Origin of the sequence: Staphylococcus sp. 17KM0847 (assembly GCF_013463155.1) — a bacterium.
Classification (GTDB): Bacteria; Bacillota; Bacilli; order Staphylococcales; family Staphylococcaceae; genus Staphylococcus.
Window position 1 is genome coordinate 512,736 of record NZ_CP040781.1, and the last position, 23,056, is coordinate 535,791.

The window sequence follows — 23,056 nt, forward strand, 5'->3', positions numbered from 1 at the left end:
AATGTTTAAATTTTATTTATGGAAATTTTAATGCGCACTGAATAGGTGTCATAATAGATGAATCTCCCTAATATGAGTACGCCTTAAAATGAACAGGTATCTCATATTAGATGAAATAATGGAAAGGATTTGGATTAATGAAGATGCAACAATCTACTAAGAGAAAAAACATTTTTAGCATTCGTAAATTTTCTGTTGGGGTAGGATCAGCGATGATATCTACACTTATCTTTTTAGGGGCAACACACTCCGTAGAAGCAGCAGAAAATAGCTTGAATCCGACGTCTCAATCAACATCAGACGTATTAGGTGATACGACACAACATCAAACAATAGAAGAACTTGATAAAGATGTGTCTAATGAAACGGAAAATACGCAACCCATGATTGAACAAAATGATGAAGCGTCGAACCTAGGAGAAGTTGAGAATATAAGTGATACAAATGCAACAATGGCAGAGACGAGTCATAATGTAGCATCATCTTTATCAGATGATAAGGAAATACAGTCTGCCAACGCGCTTAAGTCGACAACAGAGGAAAATGTAAACACTGTTCATCATAATTCAACAGACACAACATCGGTCAAAAAACAAACAGCAGAATCATTGGATGAAGATAAAGCAATATCTACAAGAAGTGCAACAACAAATGAAGCAGATATATCGGCTACCAATAGTACAGAGCCAACAGAAGAAACAACCAATTTACGTCAAGTTGGTGGAGGCGGTGTAGACGTTACACCGGGACAAGCACGTGTTCAAGAAGATGGACGTGTAAAATATGATTATCAAGTTTCATTAAACCCTGTTTTGTCTAGTGATCATATTCAAACGGGAAGTACGTTCAATGTGACACTGCCACTATTTGCCGAAAATGTTAAATTTACTTTGATTGGGACACGAGAAGAAGAAACGCATACACCACACGACGTTGAAATGGAATTAGGACAGATGTCGTATGATGAATATGAAGAATGGACAAAAGAATACACAAGTATTCCAAGCTATGAAAAATATTTAGAACTGAAAGCCCAAGGTATTACACCTATTTCAGTTGTTAAAAATAATATTGGAAAAGACGAATACGGTAGTATTTGGCCTAACACGGGTGCACAAACACTGTCAGAAGTTGTTCAATCTTATGCTATTAATACCCTTGTTAAAGGGGCAATCGGTCTTAAGGTAGAATTTGATATTTCAGCAGAACAATATCAAAAAACGCCTTATTTACCATTGGATGCACGATTAGCGTGGCGTAGTTTTGTGGAGATGGAAGATGGTGTAAATGATGCATCAAGCGGCTCACAATCTATTGATGATATGCGTTACATGCCTGATGATACAAATGCTAATGATTCATCGTATTATTATATTGAACATCCAGAAGAAATAAAAGTGGGTGATTTTAATGAACATGGTCTTTATGCGCAAAAAGGTATTGGGATAACGCGTAACACAGGTGAATGGCATACAATTGGTGATGATATTAATAAAAGTGATTTTTACTATGCAGACGTATTTAATTTGAGACAGTTCACTCATAATACATATTGGGTACCAGAATATGAAGATTTAGCTGATGTTGCTGTCGTTAGTGAACTTGTAAAAAGAGAAGAGGCTGCTTTTGATACGGTATATCAAGCCAAACCTAATCCAGATAAAGAGATAGGCGAACAAGAAACGCTTGTTGAAGGCAAAACCGGTTCGCAAATTGTTACGATAAAACCGAATGAAGCACCACAAATAGAAGTAGTACAAAAACCTGTAACAAAGGTGATAAGTGTAAATAATCAAAGTATAGAAGAAGAAAGTACAGAATTTGATACAGAATATATAGGTGTAGATAAAGAAAAGGGTCATATCAAAATTAACCAAAAGGGTCAAGATGGTCTAAAAACAACGATAACAACATATGAAGTTGATCCAAAAACAGGGGAATTATCAAACCCAACACAGAACGTCGAAAATAGAGAAGCGGTAAAGCAAATTATAGAAGTGGGTACAAAAGAAACATTAATGGAACCGATCCCGTATAAAAAGAGATATGTAAGTGTAGATCAAGAGGTAGGGTACGTTCGTGTTCAACAAGAAGGACAAGAGGGACAAAAAACAACAATAACAACATATGAAGTCGATTCGGAAACAGGAAAACTATCCAATCCAACACAGAATGTCGAAATTAAAGAGGCGATAGAACAAATCATAGAAGTAGGTACAAAAGAAATTGATATAAGATCGATTCCATATAAGACAATCATTAAATACAATCCAGATCTACCAGCTGGAACAGAACAAGAAATACAATCAGGCATTAATGGTCAGAAAGAAATTACTAAAGTCTATCAAGTCAATGAACAAACCGGTGTACTTGAGAACCCAAAAACAACAGAAAAAGTTTTAACTGAAAAACAAGATCGTATTATTGAAATAGGAACAGGAGAAACAATTGTTGAAAAAGAAGTGATTCCATATGAAACAGAAAGAAAACTAGATAAGAGCTTAAAACCGGGAAGTGAAGATGTTGTAAAACAACAAGGAGAAGTTGGAGAAAAGACAACGACAAAAGTACCGGGAAAAGAAGCAGTGGAAGAAATCACAAAAGAGCCTGTGAAAGAAATCATTCACTATGCGCCAATCGAAGAGCCATACAAAACGAGAGAAGTGTTCGATAAGGACATACCTGCTGGTGAAAGAGTTATAGTGACACAAGGACAGCCTGGTCTAAAAGACCCAGTCACAGGGGAAGTCATAGAAGCACCAGTGGATGAAGTCGTCAAAGTAGGAACAGGAGAAACAATTGTTGAAAAAGAAGTCATTCCATATGAAACAGAAAGAAAACTAGATAAGAGCTTAAAACCGGGAAGTGAAGATGTTGTAAAACAACAAGGAGAAGCTGGAGAAAAGACAACGACAAAAGTACCGGGAAAAGAAGCAGTGGAAGAAATCACAAAAGAGCCTGTGAAAGAAATCATTCACTATGCGCCAATCGAAGAGCCATACAAAACGAGAGAAGTGTTCGATAAGGACATACCTGCTGGTGAAAGAGTTATAGTGACACAAGGACAGCCTGGTCTAAAAGACCCAGTCACAGGCGAAGTCATCAAAGCACCAGTGGATGAAGTCGTCAAAGTAGGAACAGGAGAAACAATTGTTGAAAAAGAAGTCATTCCATATGAAACAGAAAGAAAACTAGATAAGAGCTTAAAACCGGGAAGTGAAGATGTTGTAAAACAACAAGGAGAAGCTGGAGAAAAAACAACGACAAAAGTACCGGGAAAAGAAGCAGTGGAAGAAATCACCAAAGAGCCTGTGAAAGAAATCATTCACTATGCGCCAATCGAAGAGCCATACAAAACGAGAGAAGTGATCGATAAGGACATACCTGCTGGTGAAAGAGTTGTAGTGACACAAGGGCAACCGGGTCTAAAAGACCCAGTCACAGGGGAAGTCATAGAAGCACCAGTGGATGAAGTCGTCAAAGTAGGAACAGGAGAAACAATTGTTGAAAAAGAAGTGATTCCATATGAAACAGAAAGAAAACTAGATAAGAGCTTAAAACCGGGAAGTGAAGATGTTTTAAAACAACAAGGAGAAGTTGGAGAAAAGACAACGACAAAAGTACCGGGAAAAGAAGCAGTGGAAGAAATCACCAAAGAGCCTGTGAAAGAAATCATTCACTATGCGCCAATCGAAGAGCCATACAAAACGAGAGAAGTGATCGATAAGGACATACCTGCTGGTGAAAGAGTTGTAGTGACACAAGGGCAACCGGGTCTAAAAGACCCAGTCACAGGGGAAGTCATAGAAGCACCAGTGGATGAAGTCGTCAAAGTAGGAACAGGAGAAACAATTGTTGAAAAAGAAGTGATTCCATATGAAACAGAAAGAAAACTAGATAAGAGCTTAAAACCGGGAAGTGAAGATGTTGTAAAACAACAAGGAGAAGTTGGAGAAAAGACAACGACAAAAGTACCGGGAAAAGAAGCAGTGGAAGAAATCACAAAAGAGCCTGTAAAAGAAATCATTCACTATGCGCCAATCGAAGAGCCATACAAAACGAGAGAAGTGATCGATAAGAATCTACCTGCTGGTGAAAGAATTATAGTGACACAAGGACAGCCTGGTCTAAAAGACCCAGTCACAGGCGAAGTCATCAAAGCACCAGTGGATGAAGTCATCAAATATGGTTCTAAAGCAGTTGAAGGTCCAACATTGCCGGAAGAAGAAACAATGGTTATTCCTGGAAAAGGAGAGAAGAAAAATCCAATAAGTCCAAAATCAACTAAAGAGTCGTCGGATAAAATCAGTAAAACAGATATAAAAGAAGTAGAAGAAATCGTAACGCGTACAGAAGATCAAACATTAATAAATAAAGAAAAATCTAATATAGTTATTGATAATCAATCTTCAGTAGCTAGACAGGAAATGGATGATCATCGTCGGAAAAAACAACAAGCAGTAAGTCAAACTCAAGATATGTTGCCTAATACAGGTCATGAGAATAACAATAAAACGTTATTAGGTGCATTTACAGTATTGTTAGGCTCAATATTCTTATGGGGTAGACGTAAACAAGAGAAGTCATAAAAATGAGATAGAATAAGCTAGCTGTGAAAAAACGGGTTTCATGTTTAAGTTCATGAAACCCGTTTTTTGATTTTAGTAAATTTAATTTTTGTTTTGTAATATGATAGAGATAGAATACCCTTGATTTATCTTATAGCATGAAAGCCTGCATCAACATGGATGTTTTCACCTGTAACACCAGATGAGAAGTCACTCAGTAAGTAAGCGGCTGTTTTGCCCACTTCTTCTTGGTCGACGTTACGGCGCAATGGAGCGCGTTCTTCTATTTCTTTTAAAATAGTTGTAAAGTTACCTACACCACGTGCGCTTAATGTACGGATAGGTCCAGCAGAAATAGCGTTGACACGAATGTTATCTTGACCTAAGTCTGCAGCCAAATATTTTACTGATGCTTCTAAACTTGCTTTAGCGATGCCCATTACATTATAGTTAGGAACTGCAAACTCACCGCCAATATAACTCGATGTTACAATGCTGCCAGCTTCATTCATAATCTTACGTGCTTCGCGAGCTACGATTGTAAGTGAATAGGCGCTAATGTCTTGAGCGAGCAAAAAGCCATCACGTGATGTGTCGGAATAACGGCCACGCAAATCTTCAACATTAGCAAACGCAATAGAATGGAATACGCCATCAATTTTGCCGATGTCTTGTCCGATTTGTGCAAATCCATTTTCTACATCGCTATCACTTTGTACATCTATTTGATAAACGTTTTTTGTGGATTGATTCAGTTGATCGATAAGTTTGTCAAGTTCTTTAAAACTTCTTTCTTTACGATAAGTAAATACGAGTTTGGCACCGAGTTGATCTAATACCTTAGCCACGCCAAAACCGATACTACGTTTATTCGCAATACCCATAATTACAAAAGTTTTGCCTTCTAAATTCATCAATATTCTATACTCCTTTATCATTAGTTATAGATTGTATTAATTTTAACATCAGCTGCTAAAATAATACAATGAATAACCCTCTCTGCTATATTATTCGATTTTTAAGCTAAAAAGTGAGATAGAAAGCTCGATTGATATCAAGGATTTCTATCTCATTTAAAATATATTATTGAAAAGATTTGTCATCAACGATACTTTGGGCTTTGTGCATAATTTGATGACGGTATTTGAAGATATTACGTACAATTGTTTTTAAGACAGCATAGAGTGGTACTGCCACAAGGATAAGCATAAACCCTCCAAGACTACCCGAAGCTAAGATGACAACAATAATTGTTAACGGATGAATATTTAGTGATTTCCCCATAACATTTGGTGTAATAACATTACCTTCCAACTGTTGGGCAATTAATGTAATAATACAAACCCAAACAAATGTGGTAGGGCTTTGAATCAAACCTAAAATACCTGCTGGCAAAAAGGCCATCCATGGACCTAAAAATGGAATCATATTGGCTACAATTGCAAACATCACAAGTAAAAGTGTGTATTCAAGTCCGATAATTGTGTATCCGACATATAAAATGGCACCTAGAATGAGGCTAACAGTAACTTGACCTTGGATATAAGACATCAAAGTTTGGTTTAAGTCTTTAAGTAAGTTAACAACGAAAATTTTACGTTCTCCATTAAAAACATTAGCAATAGCAGGGATAAAACGCTCATGGTCTTTGAGCATATATATTAAGAAGAACGGTACTAAAATTAATAAAAATAATGTAGAAATAATACTTGTTACGATATTTAATGAATTGGATAAAATATCAGATGTCATCGTACCGAACTTTGATATCATCTCATTAATTTTTGTAGTGACTTCATTAGGTAATTTATCACGTTGCTCCAAAGCAAAATTAATTAAAGTTTGTGTTTCTCGTTGAATATAAGGGAGTTGATGAATTAAATTTTCAATTTGTGTGGCAATGACTGGTCCAACGACACCAACTATTGCACCACCCATAGCAGTGAGTGCAAGTAAAATGATTGTAATACTTGCCCATCTCGGAATATGTCTTTTTTCCATCATCTTTTGGAAGGGTAGACAAATGTAAAAAAGAAAGCCACTAAGTAGTAAAGGGAGTAGAATAGATTGGATGATGACGACGATAGGTTTAAATATGAAATGAACATCTAAAAATAACTTGATAAGTAAAAAAAGTAGCAACAAGGCTACACCGGAACGAAACCAAACTTTATTGGTCATTACTGTACCTCCTATATTATAAAATACTCATTATACAGTATATCCCAAAAACAATAAGCAATAAAGATACAACAAGACATAAAACAATGTTTCTAAGTAAAAAAAGTTGGTCATTTAAATGGTACTATAATTGTAAATTGAGAGAAGTAAATATCAGTAACATAAATTAAATTTGAAGAATAGAGTAGCTGTTTAATAGCATTTTGAGTTGTGTAATTGCTATCAAAAGATAAGTCTATCCTTATAGTTACTTTTAAGATTTTATTGCACGGAGCTTATTTTATGTGTATACTTATCTCATATTTATCAGAAAATTTTTGAAATTAGTTTTTTAAAATAATGGGGGTATGTGTATGGTCGAAACAATCGTGGGATGGTTGAATACAATTGTCTGGAGTAAGCCGCTTGTATTCGGATTGTTACTGACAGGTATTGCATTTAGTCTGATGACACGCTTTTTACAATTGAGGCATTTTAAAGAGATGATTCGTTTAATGTTTCAAGGTGAAAAGTCACCAACCGGTATTTCAAGCTTTCAAGCGATTGCGCTGTCACTTGCAGGACGTGTCGGTACAGGTAATATTGTAGGGGTTTCAACGGCGATTTTTATCGGAGGACCCGGTGCAGTATTTTGGATGTGGGTGACCGCATTTTTAGGTGCAGGTACAGCATTTATTGAGTCTGCACTTGGACAAATTTTCAAGAGAGAAGAAGATGGTGAATATCGAGGAGGACCGGCATACTTTATCGAGCAAGGTATTGGGGGTAAGTTCGGTAAAGGATACGGTATCTTGTTTGCTGTGGTAACAATTCTATCAGTAGGTTTATTGTTACCGGGTGTACAATCTAATGCAATTGCAAGTTCTATGCATAATGCATTCGGACTACCGTCTTGGGTCATTGCATTAGTACTGGTTATCATTTTAGCACTTATTATTTTTGGTGGCGTAAAATGGATTGCAACAGTTGCAACAGCTGTCGTACCTGTAATGGCTATCTTATACATATTAATGGCAGTCGTTATTATCTTTTTAAATATTCAACAAGTTCCAGCGTTATTTGCACTTATCTTTAAATCAGCATTCGGCATGGAAGCAGCCTTTGGTGGGATTATTGGTGCAATGATTGAGATTGGTGTGAAAAGAGGTTTATATTCTAATGAAGCAGGTCAAGGAACAGGACCTCATGCAGCAGCAGCAGCAGAGGTATCACATCCTGCAAAGCAAGGGCTAGTACAAGCATTCTCTGTTTATGTAGATACACTATTTGTTTGTACAGCAACAGCGCTAATTATTTTAATTTCAGGGACGTATAATACGACAGATGGGGGTACAGCGTCAGATGGGAGTCCTCGTTTGATCCATGATGCAGGTGTTTACGTCCAAAATGCTGATGGTACTAAAGACTACTCTGGTACGGCAATGTATGCACAAGCAGGGATTGATAAAGCTTTGCAAGGATCGAATTACCACTTTGATCCGATGTTCTCAGGGTTTGGTTCATATTTCATTGCAATAGCGTTATTCTTCTTTGCTTTTACAACAATTTTAGCATATTACTATATTGCAGAAACCAATGTCAGCTTTATTACGAATCGTTTATCACAGGGACATAATCACTTTTGGCGTAATGTTATTCGCGTTGTACTCATTGCAGCAACTGCCTATGGTGCAGTAAAAACAGCAGATGTGGCTTGGGCGATGGGGGATCTCGGTGTAGGTATGATGGCTTGGTTAAATATTATTGCCATTTGGATTCTATGTAAGCCAGCGCTAAAGGCACTTAAAGATTTTGAAAAGCACAAAAAGCAACATGGTACAGGTAAAACAGCGATTTATCGACCTAATCCAGAAGAATTACCTAATGCAACATTTTGGTTAGAAGATTATCCAAAGCGTTTACGTGAAGAAGGTTATGACATATTTGATAAAAAATAAAGCATCTTAAATGAATGTGTGAGGCGTCTCTTGATACAATAGCCATAATTGGTATGAGGAGGCGCTTTTATATGTCGAATTTTAAAGTCGGTGTTGTTACAGAGACACAGTTTTCAAGTGAGTATTTAGAACGTGATATTACACTTTCTATTTATTTACCTCAAGATTATTCAGAGCGAGCACGTGCAAAAGTAGTATTCTGTTTTGATGGGCGTGATTTTTTACGCTTTGGACAGTTGCATCGTGTATATGAAAGATTGCGTCAACAAGCAGAAGTAGAGCGAGCTATTTTTGTGGGATTTCATTATGAAAGTGTAGCAAAGCGTCGTATAGAGTTTCATCCACAAGGTAGTCAATCTGCAAATACCGTTAAAGCAGTTGTACAAGAAATCTTACCTTGGATAGATCGTACATTTTCAACTTATAATATGGCAGAAGGGCGTATATTACTTGGAGATAGTTTGGCTGGGAGCATCGCTTTGATGACAGCTTTAGTGTATCCACGCCTTGTGAGCCAAGTCGGTGTATTGAGTCCTTATTATGATGATGTTGTAGAAACGTTATTTCAACGTTGTCAATTTCGTGAGCAGTTATCGATTTGGCATGTCATTGGTCAAGAAGAACGTGATTTTCAATTACCAACAAGTGGCGAACGTGCCGACTTTTTAACACCTAATCGTACATTGTCTGCACGAATTCAAGAAACATCAGCTCATTATTATTATGAGGAATTAGACGGTGGACACAACTGGAAAACATGGCGTCAAGTGTTACCTGATTTGTTAATATATTTTTTAGGTAACTAATAGTCTGAAATTTTGCTATAATGGAAATAAACATAAACAAAGGAGGAATTTCAATGATTCTAGGATTAGCGCTCATTCCATCAAAAAGTTTTCAAGATGAGGTCAATGCTTATCGCAAGCGTTATGATAAGCAATATATTAAAATTCAACCTCATGTCACAATTAAAAGTCAATTCGAAATAGAAGATGAAGCACTTAGCAGTGTAAAAGCAGAAATCAAAAAGCGTTTAGAAGGTACAGAACCAGTTGTTGTACACGCAACGAAAGCATCAAATTTTGCACCGACAACGCATGTCATCTATTTTAAAGTTGAAAAAACAGATGCACTCGAAGATTTGTTTAAACGTTTCGATGGTGAAGATTTTTATGGTGTTGCAGAACATCCATTTATTCCACACTTTACAATTGCACAAGGTTTAACAAGTCAAGAGTTTGAAGATATCTATGGTCAAGTTCGTTTAGCAGGTGTTGATCATGAAGAAACGATTGATCAGTTAACGTTGTTACATTTTGATGAAGACGCAGATAAATGGAAAGTAATCGAAACATATCAATTAGGCAAATAATTAAAAAAGAATCTGAGATGTCATTCATACAATCTCAGGTTCTTTTTTTATGTTGTAATTGTTTAAGAAAATAAATGCCATAAAAACCAGATAAAAAGAAAATGAGTAGCGCTGCAAAATAAAAAGTAACGATAGGACTGCCTAAAGTTTGCGCAAGTGGGCCACCTAATATTGGTCCAATCATTGCGCCCAAACCTTGAATACTATTAAAAACGCCCCAAGTTTCCTCTTGTTCAGATGGATGGATAAATCCTGCCATAAACGTATTCCAAGCAGGTAGCAGCAGGCCATAGAGTAACCCTATAAAAAAGGCGATAATCCAAACGATAACAATTTGTGTAACGAAAGTAAATGATACAATAGCACAACCGTAACAAAGAAAACCGATCACAATCATACTGTACATAAAGCGATGCGCATAATGATCTATAATTTTAGATAAACCGAGCATAGAAATCGTACACCCTAAGCCACCAATAATAATTGCGCCAGTATATTCAACAGTAGTTACCCCAACAATATTAACAGCATATTGGGGGAGAACTGGGATTAATGCACTGATTGCAATGCCTTGGAGTAAAATGCCAGGAAATAGAACAAGATGACGTTTAGAGACACTTACAATTTGTCGTAATTGTTGACGTACATTTTTAGTTTGATAGTCTGTGAGTCGCACTTTAACAAAGAAGTAGAAAATAAAGGCAAGTGCAACAAATAATGGCATTAGAAAGTTGAATTCTATTGGATCATTTTTAAAAATAAGGTTCATACTGATCATGCCTACAAGTAGCCCTGTCAGCCAAGCAAAGTAGACAAAGCCCATTTGCTTACCACGAGAACTTTCATTGACATTTGCTAAAGTAACTACCCATATAGGGCAAACAGCAATACCAAGCATGAGCGCACTCGTAATCAATATTATTGGTGAAGTCGGTAAAATAATAACTAAGGATAGGCTGATCAAAGCAAGTATAAAGCCGAGTGTTAAGACAATTTTAGGACCCCAACGTTTGAGGATGAAGCCTATAAAAAAATTAGAAACAGCATCAGCAATAAAATGGATAGAAATAGCAGCTGAAGTAATACCAACAGCAATTGAAGTAGCTGTTGGTAATAATGGTAAATAACTTAAAACATACATGCCTCTTGCAAGTTCCATAAGAAACAGAACAACAATTAATAAATAAAAGTTTTTCATATATTTATTTGACGAGTAGTTTTGCATATAAAGGAACCTTTCCATAAATATTCTCATATTGTGCTGTATCATATAATAATTCAATCAAGTCATCACAAAGTTTTTGCGTTGCATTAGGAATGTGCGCTGACATCATTTGTTGTACCATAGTATGACGTTTCTGAGGATTTTGTGTTAAATCCGTTACAATTTCAATGGCCTCTAGCGGTGTGTGCGCAATTTTTCCGAAACCTTTGTTTTCAAAATAATAAGCATTTTCGAGTTCTTGACCGGGTGCAGGATTTAAAAAGATCATTGGTATTTTGCGTGTTAGACCTTCTGAGATGGTAATACCGCCCGGCTTAGTAATCATGAGTTCACTTGCAGCCATCCATTCATTCATATGTTGTGTATAACCGAGTATGCAGACGTTGGATACATTTTGGAAGGTCATAGAAAGTTGACGTTTTAACTCTTTGTTTCGTCCACAAATCATGACAACTTGTACTTGAGGATTACGTGTGATTAAAGATTGAATCATTTGATCAAATCCCTTTGAAACACCGAAAGCACCTGCAGACATCAAAAGTGTTGGTGCATCAGGATTAAGGTGGTGTTGTTCTAACCATTGTGTACGATTAACTTGTGTTTCAAATTGTTCCGATATTGGGATACCAGTTACCTTTATACGATGGCTTGGGATACTGATGTTTTCCAGTTCAGATTTAAGGTCATCGGTCGCTACATAATAACGTGTTGAGTTAGGTGTAATCCAATTTTTGTGCATACGATAATCGGTCATAACCGTTGCAATAGGAATGTTCATATTAAATTGTTGTGTCAATACAGACATAACAGGTGTTGGAAAAGTTAATAAAATTAAATCTGGCTTTTCTTTGAGTAATAAATTAAGTAGTTTATTCAGACCATAATATTTATAAAAACATTTATCCAGCTGTTCAGGACGACTGTAATAAAAGGCTTTGTATGTACGGCGAAAATACTTAAAACTATTGATATACCATTTTTTGCAGAGCGTTGTTAAAATAGGATGTGCTTCTAAAAACAAATCGTGCTCAATGATTGTCACATTATCAAGTTGCATATTGTTTAGACGTTCTATGATACTGTTAGTAACTTGTAGATGTCCGTTACCAAAGGAACCAGTCAGTATCAATACTTTTTTCTTTTGAGTACTCATGTGAGCGATCCTCCATGTATAGTTTAGACGTCAATACGCCTTAATGAATCATACAGTTTGCACGATTGAAATGTTAATGTACTAATAGTGTACAGTATCTTAAAAAGTTTGTGAAAAGATAAATCATCTTAGAAATAATGGTTTGAGTTGTAACAAAATAAAGTTAGAAATGCGCATTAATCAATGCATCTGTATGGAACTTAAATCGGTATGAAAGTCTTAATGGTCAATATACATTTCAATGTTCATCGATGCCAGTCATTTTAAAATCGTTCATACGTTTAAGTCATTTCACATCGTATGCCTAAAGCGTACGAAAATGACTAAAGTTATGCATGTTTATGATTAATGACTCTAATCATTCTACTATCTTAATATATTGCATTGAGGGATACAATAGATAGCACGATATTATGAACTGTATTATTTCTGGTGGTTATCTATTGTTTTATTAGAGAAATAATAGTGATCTTATATAAATTTAGAATGAAACGTGTATAATAAATGAGTGTATAAAAAAGGAGAGATATGCGTGAATGCTCAGGAACTTTTTAAACATATATTAATAAAAAATGTGTTAGGAACACTCGATCGCGATATAGATGATATTACGACAGATTCTCGTACAGCACGACGAGGCAGTATATTTGTTGCATCAAAAGGATACACAGTTGACAGTCATCGATTTGTTCAAGATGTGGTAGAACAAGGTTGTGAATTGGTCGTTGTCAATCACAAGATGACGTTAAATGGTGATGTCACACAAGTTATCGTACCCGATACATTACGTGTAGCGAGCCACATTGCACATCGTTTATATCATTTTCCAAGCCAACAACTAACAACAATTGGCGTAACAGGAACAAATGGCAAAACATCTATTGCAACAATGATGCATCATATATTCCGTAAGTTAAATAGAGGTAGTGCATATTTAGGGACAAATGGCTTTCAAATTAACGAGCATATTACAAAAGGTGAAAATACAACCCCTGAAACAGTTACACTGACTAAAAAAATGCATGAAGCTGTTGAAGCAGGTGCTGAGGCTATGACTTTGGAAGTATCATCGCATGGATTGAGTTTAGGACGTTTAAGTGGTGTGACGTTTGACATTGCCATTTTTTCTAATTTAACTCAAGACCATTTAGACTTCCACGGTACGATGGAAGCTTATGGACATGCAAAGTCGTTATTGTTTAGCCAACTGGGTCAAGATACTTCTAAAATAAAGTATGCCGTTGTCAATCATGATGATCCATTTTCTGATTATTTAAAGACGGTAACACCTTATGAAGTGATTACATATGGTATCAATAAAGAAGCACAGTTTACAGCTAGGAATATTGAAGCGACATTACAAGGTGTGACATTTGATTTTGCTACACCATTTGGCGTATACCCTGTACAATCTCCGTATGTTGGGGAGTTTAATATTGCAAACTTGATGGCAGCTATGCTTGGAGTATGGGTGACAGGTGCCTCTTTAGAATCAATTACACAAGTGGTATCAACTTTAGAACCGGTTGAAGGGCGATTAGAAGTGCTAGACCCCTCATTACCGATTGATTTAATTATTGATTATGCGCATACGGCTGATGGGATGACCAAGTTAATTGATGCAGTCCAACCTTTTGTTAAGCAAAAGCTTATCTTTTTAATTGGTATGGCAGGTGAACGAGATTTAACAAAAACACCAGAGATGGGGCGAGTTGCTTCTCGTGCAGATTATGTGATTCTTACACCAGACAATCCTGCTAATGATGATCCTAAGATGTTAACAGCAGAGCTTGCAAAAGGGATGACACATAATAATTATGTTGAATTTACTGATCGTGCAGCAGGGATTCGTCATGCAATTGATGTAGCAGAGCCAGGAGATACTGTTATTCTTGCTTCAAAAGGACGAGAGCCTTTCCAAATTATGCCAGGACATGTCAAAGTACCACACCGTGATGATTTGATTGGTTTAGAAGCAGCATATCAAAAGTTTGGAGGGCGTCCCAATGAAAATTAGAGAGAGTCATAGCGAACAATATTCAGCAAAAGTATTTATATATGACAATAAGAAAGAAGATTTTTTTGTTGTTGCAGTGCCAGATTTGTATTGGTCTATTCAAATCAATGATGATTTATATGGTGATGCATTAACAGACCATTTAGCGATACATCTTTTCAATGTATTAGATGAGGAAGAGGCGCAGATACTTGCTTTACGCATTACGCAATGGGTACAAGAAACATAAAATTGAAGGAGTTTTAAGATGAGTATAAAAGAAGAGGTAACAGCACGTAAAACTTTTGCCATTATTTCACACCCAGATGCTGGGAAAACAACGTTAACAGAGAAACTGTTATATTTTAGTGGTGCCATTCGTGAAGCAGGTACTGTTAAAGGGAAAAAAACAGGGAAGTTTGCGACAAGTGACTGGATGAAAGTAGAACAGGAACGTGGGATTTCTGTGACAAGTTCTGTCATGCAGTTTGATTATGATGATTATAAAATTAACATTTTAGATACACCGGGGCACGAAGACTTTTCAGAAGATACCTATCGAACATTAATGGCGGTTGATAGTGCTGTCATGGTTATCGATTGTGCCAAAGGGATTGAACCTCAAACATTAAAATTATTTAAAGTATGTAAAATGCGTGGGATTCCGATTTTTACTTTTATTAATAAGTTAGATCGTGTTGGTAAGGAACCTTTTGAACTACTCGATGAGATTGAATCAACACTAGGTATTGAAACCTATCCAATGAATTGGCCAGTCGGTATGGGACAAAGCTTTTTTGGTATTATTGATCGTCATGACCGTACGATTGAGCCGTTTCGCGATGAAGATAATATGCTCCATATTGATGAGAACTATGAATTAAAAGAGACACATACTATTGTAAATGATAGTGCATTTGAACAAGCAATTGAAGAGTTAATGCTCGTTGATGAAGCAGGGGAAGCATTCGATCAAGAGGCATTAATGCGTGGAGATTTGACACCTGTTTTCTTTGGTTCTGCGCTTGCAAATTTTGGTGTTCAAAACTTTTTGAATGCGTATGTAGATCATGCACCGATGCCACATTCACGTCAAACAGAAGAAGATGTTGAGGTAAGTCCTTTTGATGAACAATTTTCTGGTTTTATCTTTAAAATTCAAGCTAATATGGATCCAAGACATCGTGACCGCATTGCTTTTATGCGTGTCGTTAGTGGTGCTTTTGAACGCGGTATGGATGTTAAACTCCAGAGAACAGGAAAAAAATCAAAAATCACACGTTCAACTAGCTTTATGGCAGATGATAAAGAAACAGTCAATCATGCAGTTGCAGGTGATATTATTGGATTGTATGATACAGGTCATTTCCAAATTGGAGATACACTTGTTGGTGGCAATCAGAAGTTTCACTTTAAAGCATTGCCACAGTTTACCCCAGAGATTTTTATGAAGGTATCTGCTAAAAATGTCATGAAACAAAAGCACTTTCATAAGGGGATAGAACAACTTGTTCAAGAAGGTGCTATACAGTATTATCAATCACCACATACGAATCAAATTATTCTTGGGGCAGTAGGTCAGTTGCAGTTTGAGGTGTTTGAACATCGTATGAATAATGAGTACAATGTGGAAGTTGTAATGGAGCCAGTCGGTAAAAAAATTGCACGTTGGATTGAAAACGAAGAAGACGTTCAAGACAAAATGAATTCAAGCCGTTCGATATTAGTAAACGATCGTTATGGGAATAAAGTCTTCCTCTTTGAAAATGACTTTGCAACACGTTGGTTCGAAGAGAAGTTTCCAGAAATTAAGCTGTACAGTTTGTTATAAAGTATTTTAAGGGCAACATGAAGTAATATAGAAATATAATCGTCTTTAGTTGTTATTTCTTTGATGAACCTGTTATAATGTTGTAATCACAATTAAATACCTATGACTATGTGTCAGAGGGGAGTAACTTGATTAACAATTATACTGTTAATAACACTTTGTCGTCATTACGAAGCGCAAATCTTCCGGTAAAGTGGGCATATCTATATATGCTAAGTGAGACCTTTGCTATTAATTTAGCATAGGTCTCTTTAATTTTGTCATATTATATGGAACATAGTATGTACCTTGTTAAAAGAAAAGGAGTGGTCTATTCATGGATCCAAGTTTATTGTTATCTTATGGTTGGGTTGTTATTGTACTTGTTTTTTTAGAAGGCTTACTAGCTGCAGATAATGCGATCGTTATGGCTGTAATGGTACGTCATTTACCACCAAAACAACGTAAAAAAGCATTGTTTTATGGTTTACTAGGTGCTTTCATTTTTCGCTTTATAGCGCTATTTTTGATTAGTATCTTAGCGAACTTCTGGTGGATTCAAGCTGCTGGTGCGGCATATTTATTATTTATGTCTGCCAAAAATCTCTATCATTTCTTCGAGAATAAAGATAAACAGCAAGAAACACCAAAAGATATAGACGATGAGGATATGGACTATCATAAAGAAGTAAGTCCTAAAACATTTTGGAGTACAGTAGCAAAAGTTGAATTTGCAGATATTGCTTTTGCGATTGATTCAATGCTGGCAGCGTTAGCAATTGCAGTGACATTACCTAAAATTGGTGTACATTTTGGGGGTATGGATGCAGGTCAGTTTGCTGTTATGCTTACAGGTGGTTTAATTGGTGTCGTATTGATGCGTTTTGCAGCAACATTCTTTGTAGAGTTTTTAAATAAATATCCCGGTTTAGAAGGCGCTGCTTTTGCAATTGTAGGATGGGTTGGTATCAAACTTGTTATTCTTGTATTAGCACATGATGATATTGGTATAATCCCTCATGACTTCCCACATTCAGCAACATGGCAAATTATTTTCTGGGTAGTTATGATTGGACTCGTAGTGATTGGATGGTTTACATCTGTTGTAAAAAATAAAAAAGCAAGCCATTAGTGATTGATAGAAATGCACGTACTTACTTTTGAGGAGGTATGTGTGTTTTTTTATGGTTCTTCATCTTTTGTGGTGGGATGGCATGTGCTGTCTCACCTTTTTTGGTATACAAAAAGCGCATAGGTCTCTATATTTTTGGGTGCCTAAACCCAAATTAAAGGAGACATAATGCGCCTATGTGTAATGATATATTAAAACGACTTAAAATAAAAGACAATATATACAAGTGGTAGATGTTCAAGATGATGTTGAAGTACGAGGGCAGCTCTCTACAGTCATTTATGGTACGCTTTCATATACACCTCGGTGTTGTGAAAAATGTGGACATAAGAATGGGGGACACATTCATAAACATGGTAAGCGTATATCTCGTTTAACGTTGTTAAAGTCTCAAGAATCCTATGTTTACTTTAATCTAGCGAAACAACGGTATAAGTGTCAGTACTGTCAAAGCACCTTTACAGCTTCTACAAATATTGTGGAAGAGAACTGTTTTATTACGAATCGTGTGAAGCTGGCCATTCAGGACAAGCTGACACAAGTGCATTCTGAAGTTGATATTGCGAAGGATTGTTGTGTGTCTCCGAGTAATGTGAAATGATACATTCACCAAACAGCACAATCATTGACAGTTCAACCATCATCACACTTACCCTAACATATATCAATAGATGAGTTTAAGCGTGTCAAACATGTTTCTACAGCTATGAGCTTTCTTTTTATCAATAATGAAACCCATCAAATCATAGATATATTAGAAGACAGACGTATTCATCAACTCAAAGTCTATTTTTATCGCTTTGACCATCGGGAACGATTGACTATTAAAATAGTTACTGCTGATATGTATGAAACTTACATTCAATTCTACATTAATGAAAAAATCAGTAAATTCATAAACAAATAAAAGATATAACACAGATAAGATAATGAGCTAAACATTCAGAAGAATGATCTTTAAAATAGTTTTTTATTTGAAAAACGTAGTTTTACTTATAACACAGAAAATTAAAGGATATAACTTTTAACACAGTATTAGATGGCGGACGTTTTTTATTTTATATATAGCTTCGTTCGTTTATATGGTAAAATTTATGTGTTGAATTTATTTTAATAGGGGTGGATAAATTGAAAACGTACTTATTATTATTAGGAGCAGAACAATTTTTAAGGGAAAGATCGTATGCTGGTGGAAAGTCGTTAGGAAATTTTGAAATATGGACTTCGATTAAAAATGCTAAGTATAACTATAATGCTTACTTTGATTTTTGTTTGAATGCAGATCCTTTAAATTATGATGATTTAAAGAAACAAATTGATTTTTATAAAACTAAAGGATATACTCCTAAATCAGTCATACCATTAAATGATTGGACTTTAAAAATAGCAAATAGACTTAATAAAGAATATGATTTGCCTTACTTAGATGAAGATGTAATTGAAGCTTGTAGAAATAAGAAAGAAATGAAAAAGTTATTTGAATTTTCTAAGATCCCTACTGCTAAGTCTAGAAACTTCTACAACGAAACTCAATTAATACAATTATTAAATGAATTTACGTTTCCAGTAATTATTAAACCTGTAGATTTTGGTGGAAGTGGGGGAGTTTATCTAGCAAATAATCAAGAAGAGGCTTTAAGCGCTTATAATAAATCTCAAAAAAATAATGGATAAGTATGCTGATGCGTTCAAAGTAAGCTCAAATGAGTTTTTAGTTGAAGAATTTATTGAAAGTGACGACGAAGTTTCAGTTGAAGTACTATGTGGAAAAGGTTTTTATAAGGTTATAACTGTTACCGAAAAATACTTATCACCTAAACCTTGGTTTACAGAAATGGGACATGTCGTACCTAGTCACAGATATAGAGATAGGAGTATTATTAATCTCGCAATAAATGCTTGCAAATCGTTAGGCATTAATCGAGGTGTAGCACATGTTGAAATTAAGGTGAAAGGCAAAGAGCTATATGTTATAGAAGCAGCTGCAAGACCTGGAGGAGATGCCATTATGGATTTAATTGAATCTTCATATGGTATAAATCCTTACATGTTGCATATTTCTATGTATATTGATAATACTCAAAACAATAATTATGAATTCACTCCAACCCAAACGTCGGCTATAGCATTTATGAAAGCGCCAGTTGGAGAGATAGTTGATATAAAACTTCCTGATATAGCAGGGGATCCAGAGATAATAAGGGTGAATATTTTCAAAAAAATAGGTGATAAAGTTGGGGATCCTGAAAACTGGAGCCATAGAGAAGGTATAGTACAATTTACTTTTCCAGGAATATCAGTAGAAAAAGATTATAAGCATATAGAAAAAAGTGCTAAATTATCAAAAGAAATTTTTGGGTACAAGGAAAGTATAAATGAATAGGTATTTAATTATTACTGCTATTTATCGGTTTATTTGTGGAGGATTGATATTATTAATTAATTGGGAGTTAGCAAATCCAAAATCAGCTATCGACTTAGCAATATCAACAGTACTATCGTTTGTACCAGCAATATTTACGCCGTTTATTATAAATTTCAAATTAAAAAAGCTTTCGGGGAGTTTTTTGAGTAAATACTCTTTTTTTGCGATATTTTTAATAGTAATGACAATCTCATTGATATATACAAATTCAAAGATACTTATACTTTGTAACTTTATTTTATGGACAATATTTTTTCTTCTTGAAACTAGTTTTGAGTTATGGTTTGCTGAACTGGTAGAAAATCAAAGTGAAGCTTTTATAAATAAATATAGCTCTTTATCTATGACTGTAAATCAAGTAGCTTTAATGATTGGTCCATTGTTTGTAACTCTTATAGTTAAATATATCAACTTGACAACAATTTTTATCGTATATAGCCTATTATATTTACTACTTTTTTTCTGTACAAATGGTCTAAAGCCATTACAAAAAGAATTTGCAAAAGCAAATATGAAAATAGAATCAATAAAATTATCACATTATTTCATTAGTATGCTCATGTGGCCAATATTAGGAACCATTAACTTTATGCTACCTATATATGTAACGTATCAAAAAGGTGGAATTTATGAAGTAGCATTTTTAGATAGTGTATTAGGTATAGGAATGGCTTTAGTGGGGATAGTTCTTAGTAAATATTTATCATTGAGAACCAATAGTATATTGATGTACCTTAGTTTTATGTTACCTATTTTGTGGTTTTTATTTGAAGGATCTTTTTTTGTAAGACTTATTGTAATGTTCTTGTGCGGAATATCTTTTGGTGGTGCTAGAATAATTTTTAGAAAATTAGTAGTTATGAGCTATTCAAGTGGAGCGACAAAAAGAATATATTCTTTAGGAAATGCACTAGGATTACCCATACTAGCATTCTGTATTTATATCGGAACACTAAATATATCTACGGTTTGGTTACCATCATTTTTGTTATTGATAGTTTTATTAATTTTGTTGAATATTCAGTATAAGAAAGGGCGTACTTTAAGTGATAAATAATCTTCAAAAACACAAAGATAATTATGGTGTTACTTATTTTACGTCTACTAATATCGATGTCTAGGAGATATTCAGTAAATTGTATGGAATGAGTGAGCCAATAGATTACAGTGAAATAGATTCAAATGATATCTTTCTTATACAAGTACAAACTATTAAAAATGAATACTACCGTGTCAATTAGACACTAAAAAATAAAAGTTATTTATCCAGCTGTGCTTGTATATTTTTATCTTTTATTTTGAGTCGTTTTAATGTATCATTACGCATAGGCGCATTATGTCTCCTTTAATTTGGGTTTGGTCACTTAAAATTATAGAGACATATGCGCTTTTTGTATACTAAAAAAGGTGAGACAGCATATGCCATCCCACCACAAAAGGTGAAGAACCTTTTTTTATTTGGAATAGATTCAAGCAAAAAATAATTTTTCGATATCATAAAGGAAATATTACAGAAATTTAAGAACGAATGTGGCATAATAGTAGGAAAGATATTCACAAGGAGGGCGTTCAATGGATCGAGATAAAAAGCATGTGATTCCACGACGAAAGTATGGAAGAAAGCGTCGTGAATTTTTTCGCAATGAAGAGCGAGAAGCGCGAATCAAAGCACAACAAGAAGCAGATGCACTAAAGGCGGAAAAAGAAAAAGCACAAGCTAAAAATAATGAAGAGCGTGTAAAAGATAACTTACGAAAAGCACGTATTGAAAAGTTGACGCATGAGGAAAATAAAAAAACTTCTAAACCAACAGCTACTTCGCAATTATCTAAAGGCGTATCAAAAGAATATAAGGAACGAGATCCTCGTGACAACAAAGGGTTAGAACATACGTCTGAGGAGCAGCCGACAACAGAGCAGGCACGTGTGCAACAAGAGCTGTATAAGCAGCAAGCAAGTGATATTCAAAAAGAGCAAACCGTCAAATATGAAAAAAGTAAAAATAATGCCCAAGAACAAGTACATCAAACAACCCAATCTCATCAGAGACATCATTATACGTTTAAAAAAGATTGGACAGAAAAGATTACGAAGTTTGTGACACGTGAATGGGCAAAAATATTAATTGTATTAGGCGCTGTTCTGATTTTATTATTACTATGGGCTATTTTTCATAATGTGAATCAAAGTGGTGGTGGTAATAGAGATATGATGCAAGAAGCACATCACCCAGCAGCTAAAGACCAAGCCTTCACACAAACAATGAAAAATGCGAATGAAGCTATTAAATCTGTTGTTGCAGTTGAAAACAATCAAGAAGTAACACCTGAGACGGTTCAAGATGCAACTGAACAAGTACAGGAAAAAAATGAAAGCGGGTCAGGTGTCGTCTACAAAAAAGTGGGCGACACGCTTTACATTTTAACGAATGCACATGTTGTAGGAAATAAAGAAAAGCATGAGCTGACATATGATAATGGTAAGACAGTTACAGGGACAGTTATCGGTAAGGATAAGTGGTCAGATTTAGCCGTTTTGACAGTGAAAGCTTCTAAGGTTAAAAAGGGAAAGCTAGTCCCTTTTAAACAAGGAGATGCAGAAGCTTTAATATTAGGAGAACCTGTCTTGGTTGTTGGAAATCCATTAGGCTTAGATTTTCAGAACACAGTTGGTCAAGGTATTGTTTCAGGGTTAGAGCGTAATGTTCCCATTGATATAGATAAAGATAGTGAATATGATATGCTGATTCGGGCGTTTCAAGTTGATGCACCCATTAACCCAGGTGATTCGGGAGGTGCAGTTGTTAATAAAGATGGACAGTTGATCGGTATAGCATCATTAAAAATCAGCATGCCGAATGTTGAAGGGATGGCTTTTGCAATTCCAATTAATGATGCGATAAAAACTGCTAAAAAATTAGAAAAAGATGGAGAAATTAAATATCCTAATACGCGTGTGAACTTAAAAGATGTTGCGACACTTTCGCAAGCTGAACGTGACACATATAATATTGATAAAAAAGTAAAAGAAGGTACTGTTGTGGAAAACATCGCTCAAGATAGTCCGGTAGGTGATTCAGGATTGAAAAAAGGTGATGTTATTACAGAATTAGATGGTAAAAAAGTAAAAGATAAATTGGTTTATCGCCAGCAATTGTTCCATCATATCGATACCGATAAACCGATTAAAGTAAAAGTATTACGTGGTGATGAGGTGAAAGTCATCTCGTTCAATTTGTAAGATGTTGGAGTGAGTCA

General features: G+C 35.3%; 18 protein-coding genes and 1 riboswitch. Of the genes, 14 read left to right on the plus strand and 4 right to left on the minus strand.

Annotation, left to right across the window (positions count from 1 at the left end):
* Window positions 1-137 precede the first annotated feature (137 nt).
* The gene (locus FGL66_RS02475) at window positions 138-4,589 is read left to right on the plus strand and encodes a G5 domain-containing protein (RefSeq protein ID WP_180810042.1); all 4,452 of its coding nucleotides are present in this window, start codon (window positions 138-140) and stop codon (window positions 4,587-4,589) included.
* A 125-nt stretch (window positions 4,590-4,714) separates the two neighbouring features.
* On the opposite strand, the gene fabI is transcribed toward FGL66_RS02475, so the two are convergent.
* Both fabI and cozEa read right to left on the minus strand, forming a co-directional pair.
* On the minus strand, window positions 4,715-5,485 hold the full coding sequence (fabI, locus tag FGL66_RS02480) for an enoyl-ACP reductase FabI (RefSeq protein WP_180810043.1): 771 nt from the start codon (window positions 5,483-5,485) through the stop codon (window positions 4,715-4,717).
* A 166-nt stretch (window positions 5,486-5,651) separates the two neighbouring features.
* Window positions 5,652-6,749: a lipoteichoic acid biosynthesis protein CozEa gene (gene cozEa / locus FGL66_RS02485; protein ID WP_180810044.1), complete on the minus strand. Its 1,098-nt coding sequence runs from the start codon at window positions 6,747-6,749 to the stop codon at window positions 5,652-5,654.
* A gap of 353 nt (window positions 6,750-7,102) precedes the next feature.
* On the opposite strand from cozEa, the gene FGL66_RS02490 reads away from it, so the two are divergent.
* The 3 genes from FGL66_RS02490 (at window position 7,103) to FGL66_RS02500 (ending at window position 10,058) form a co-directional block, all read left to right on the plus strand.
* Window positions 7,103-8,686, plus strand: coding sequence for an alanine/glycine:cation symporter family protein (locus FGL66_RS02490; RefSeq protein ID WP_180810045.1), 1,584 nt, complete (start codon window positions 7,103-7,105; stop codon window positions 8,684-8,686).
* A 71-nt stretch (window positions 8,687-8,757) separates the two neighbouring features.
* Window positions 8,758-9,492: an esterase family protein gene (locus tag FGL66_RS02495; RefSeq protein ID WP_180810046.1), complete on the plus strand. Its 735-nt coding sequence runs from the start codon at window positions 8,758-8,760 to the stop codon at window positions 9,490-9,492.
* 53 nt (window positions 9,493-9,545) lie between these two features.
* Window positions 9,546-10,058 (plus strand): 2'-5' RNA ligase family protein, encoded by a 513-nt coding sequence (locus tag FGL66_RS02500; RefSeq protein WP_180810047.1) that lies wholly within the window; start codon window positions 9,546-9,548, stop codon window positions 10,056-10,058.
* A 34-nt stretch (window positions 10,059-10,092) separates the two neighbouring features.
* Here FGL66_RS02500 and ltaA read toward each other — a convergent pair whose 3' ends face one another.
* Window positions 10,093-11,283 (minus strand): lipoteichoic acid biosynthesis MFS flippase LtaA, encoded by a 1,191-nt coding sequence (gene ltaA / locus FGL66_RS02505; RefSeq protein ID WP_180810454.1) that lies wholly within the window; start codon window positions 11,281-11,283, stop codon window positions 10,093-10,095.
* A complete protein-coding gene (locus tag FGL66_RS02510; RefSeq protein ID WP_180810048.1) occupies window positions 11,261-12,436 on the minus strand; it encodes a diglucosyl diacylglycerol synthase in 1,176 nt (391 codons plus the stop codon). The genes ltaA and FGL66_RS02510 overlap by 23 nt, the downstream gene beginning before the upstream one ends.
* 532 nt (window positions 12,437-12,968) lie before the next feature.
* Here FGL66_RS02510 and FGL66_RS02515 point away from each other — a divergent pair.
* The 10 genes from FGL66_RS02515 (at window position 12,969) to FGL66_RS02555 (ending at window position 23,039) form a co-directional block, all read left to right on the plus strand.
* Window positions 12,969-14,453 carry a UDP-N-acetylmuramoyl-L-alanyl-D-glutamate--L-lysine ligase gene (locus FGL66_RS02515; protein WP_180810049.1) on the plus strand — a complete coding sequence of 495 codons (1,485 nt, stop codon included), beginning with the start codon at window positions 12,969-12,971 and terminating at the stop codon, window positions 14,451-14,453.
* Window positions 14,443-14,682 (plus strand): YueH family protein, encoded by a 240-nt coding sequence (locus tag FGL66_RS02520; RefSeq protein ID WP_180810050.1) that lies wholly within the window; start codon window positions 14,443-14,445, stop codon window positions 14,680-14,682. The genes FGL66_RS02515 and FGL66_RS02520 overlap by 11 nt, the downstream gene beginning before the upstream one ends.
* Window positions 14,683-14,700: 18 nt before the next feature.
* Entirely contained in the window at window positions 14,701-16,263 is a 1,563-nt protein-coding gene (locus FGL66_RS02525) for a peptide chain release factor 3 (RefSeq protein ID WP_180810051.1), read from the plus strand.
* Window positions 16,264-16,369: 106 nt separating this feature from the next.
* Window positions 16,370-16,477, plus strand: a riboswitch (yybP-ykoY riboswitch).
* 102 nt (window positions 16,478-16,579) lie between these two features.
* Window positions 16,580-17,374 carry a TerC family protein gene (locus FGL66_RS02530; protein ID WP_180810052.1) on the plus strand — a complete coding sequence of 265 codons (795 nt, stop codon included), beginning with the start codon at window positions 16,580-16,582 and terminating at the stop codon, window positions 17,372-17,374.
* Between the two features lie 226 nt (window positions 17,375-17,600).
* Window positions 17,601-17,975 (plus strand): transposase family protein, encoded by a 375-nt coding sequence (locus FGL66_RS02535; protein ID WP_180810053.1) that lies wholly within the window; start codon window positions 17,601-17,603, stop codon window positions 17,973-17,975.
* Between the two features lie 66 nt (window positions 17,976-18,041).
* Window positions 18,042-18,281: a transposase gene (locus FGL66_RS09910; protein ID WP_374757676.1), complete on the plus strand. Its 240-nt coding sequence runs from the start codon at window positions 18,042-18,044 to the stop codon at window positions 18,279-18,281.
* A gap of 221 nt (window positions 18,282-18,502) precedes the next feature.
* Entirely contained in the window at window positions 18,503-19,048 is a 546-nt protein-coding gene (locus FGL66_RS09700) for an ATP-binding protein (protein WP_258007297.1), read from the plus strand.
* On the plus strand, window positions 19,041-19,757 hold the full coding sequence (locus FGL66_RS09705) for an ATP-grasp domain-containing protein (protein WP_258007298.1): 717 nt from the start codon (window positions 19,041-19,043) through the stop codon (window positions 19,755-19,757). Before FGL66_RS09700 ends, FGL66_RS09705 begins: the two co-directional genes overlap by 8 nt.
* Window positions 19,750-20,856, plus strand: coding sequence for an MFS transporter (locus tag FGL66_RS02550; protein ID WP_180810054.1), 1,107 nt, complete (start codon window positions 19,750-19,752; stop codon window positions 20,854-20,856). The genes FGL66_RS09705 and FGL66_RS02550 overlap by 8 nt, the downstream gene beginning before the upstream one ends.
* 515 nt (window positions 20,857-21,371) lie before the next feature.
* Window positions 21,372-23,039, plus strand: coding sequence for a S1C family serine protease (locus FGL66_RS02555; protein ID WP_180810055.1), 1,668 nt, complete (start codon window positions 21,372-21,374; stop codon window positions 23,037-23,039).
* Window positions 23,040-23,056 lie beyond the last annotated feature (17 nt).

What these genes read in the sequence shown, in the direction of transcription:
- FGL66_RS02475 (WP_180810042.1), top strand. Translation starts at nt 138, where the DNA reads ATGAAGATGCAACAATCTACTAAGAGAAAAAACATTTTTAGCATTCGT.
- cozEa (WP_180810044.1), bottom strand. Translation starts at nt 6,749, where the DNA reads ATGACCAATAAAGTTTGGTTTCGTTCCGGTGTAGCCTTGTTGCTACTT.
- FGL66_RS02490 (WP_180810045.1), top strand. Translation starts at nt 7,103, where the DNA reads ATGGTCGAAACAATCGTGGGATGGTTGAATACAATTGTCTGGAGTAAG.
- FGL66_RS02495 (WP_180810046.1), top strand. Translation starts at nt 8,758, where the DNA reads ATGTCGAATTTTAAAGTCGGTGTTGTTACAGAGACACAGTTTTCAAGT.
- FGL66_RS02500 (WP_180810047.1), top strand. Translation starts at nt 9,546, where the DNA reads ATGATTCTAGGATTAGCGCTCATTCCATCAAAAAGTTTTCAAGATGAG.
- ltaA (WP_180810454.1), bottom strand. Translation starts at nt 11,283, where the DNA reads ATGCAAAACTACTCGTCAAATAAATATATGAAAAACTTTTATTTATTA.
- FGL66_RS02510 (WP_180810048.1), bottom strand. Translation starts at nt 12,436, where the DNA reads ATGAGTACTCAAAAGAAAAAAGTATTGATACTGACTGGTTCCTTTGGT.
- FGL66_RS02520 (WP_180810050.1), top strand. Translation starts at nt 14,443, where the DNA reads ATGAAAATTAGAGAGAGTCATAGCGAACAATATTCAGCAAAAGTATTT.
- FGL66_RS02525 (WP_180810051.1), top strand. Translation starts at nt 14,701, where the DNA reads ATGAGTATAAAAGAAGAGGTAACAGCACGTAAAACTTTTGCCATTATT.
- FGL66_RS02530 (WP_180810052.1), top strand. Translation starts at nt 16,580, where the DNA reads ATGGATCCAAGTTTATTGTTATCTTATGGTTGGGTTGTTATTGTACTT.
- FGL66_RS09705 (WP_258007298.1), top strand. Translation starts at nt 19,041, where the DNA reads ATGGATAAGTATGCTGATGCGTTCAAAGTAAGCTCAAATGAGTTTTTA.
- FGL66_RS02550 (WP_180810054.1), top strand. Translation starts at nt 19,750, where the DNA reads ATGAATAGGTATTTAATTATTACTGCTATTTATCGGTTTATTTGTGGA.
- FGL66_RS02555 (WP_180810055.1), top strand. Translation starts at nt 21,372, where the DNA reads ATGGATCGAGATAAAAAGCATGTGATTCCACGACGAAAGTATGGAAGA.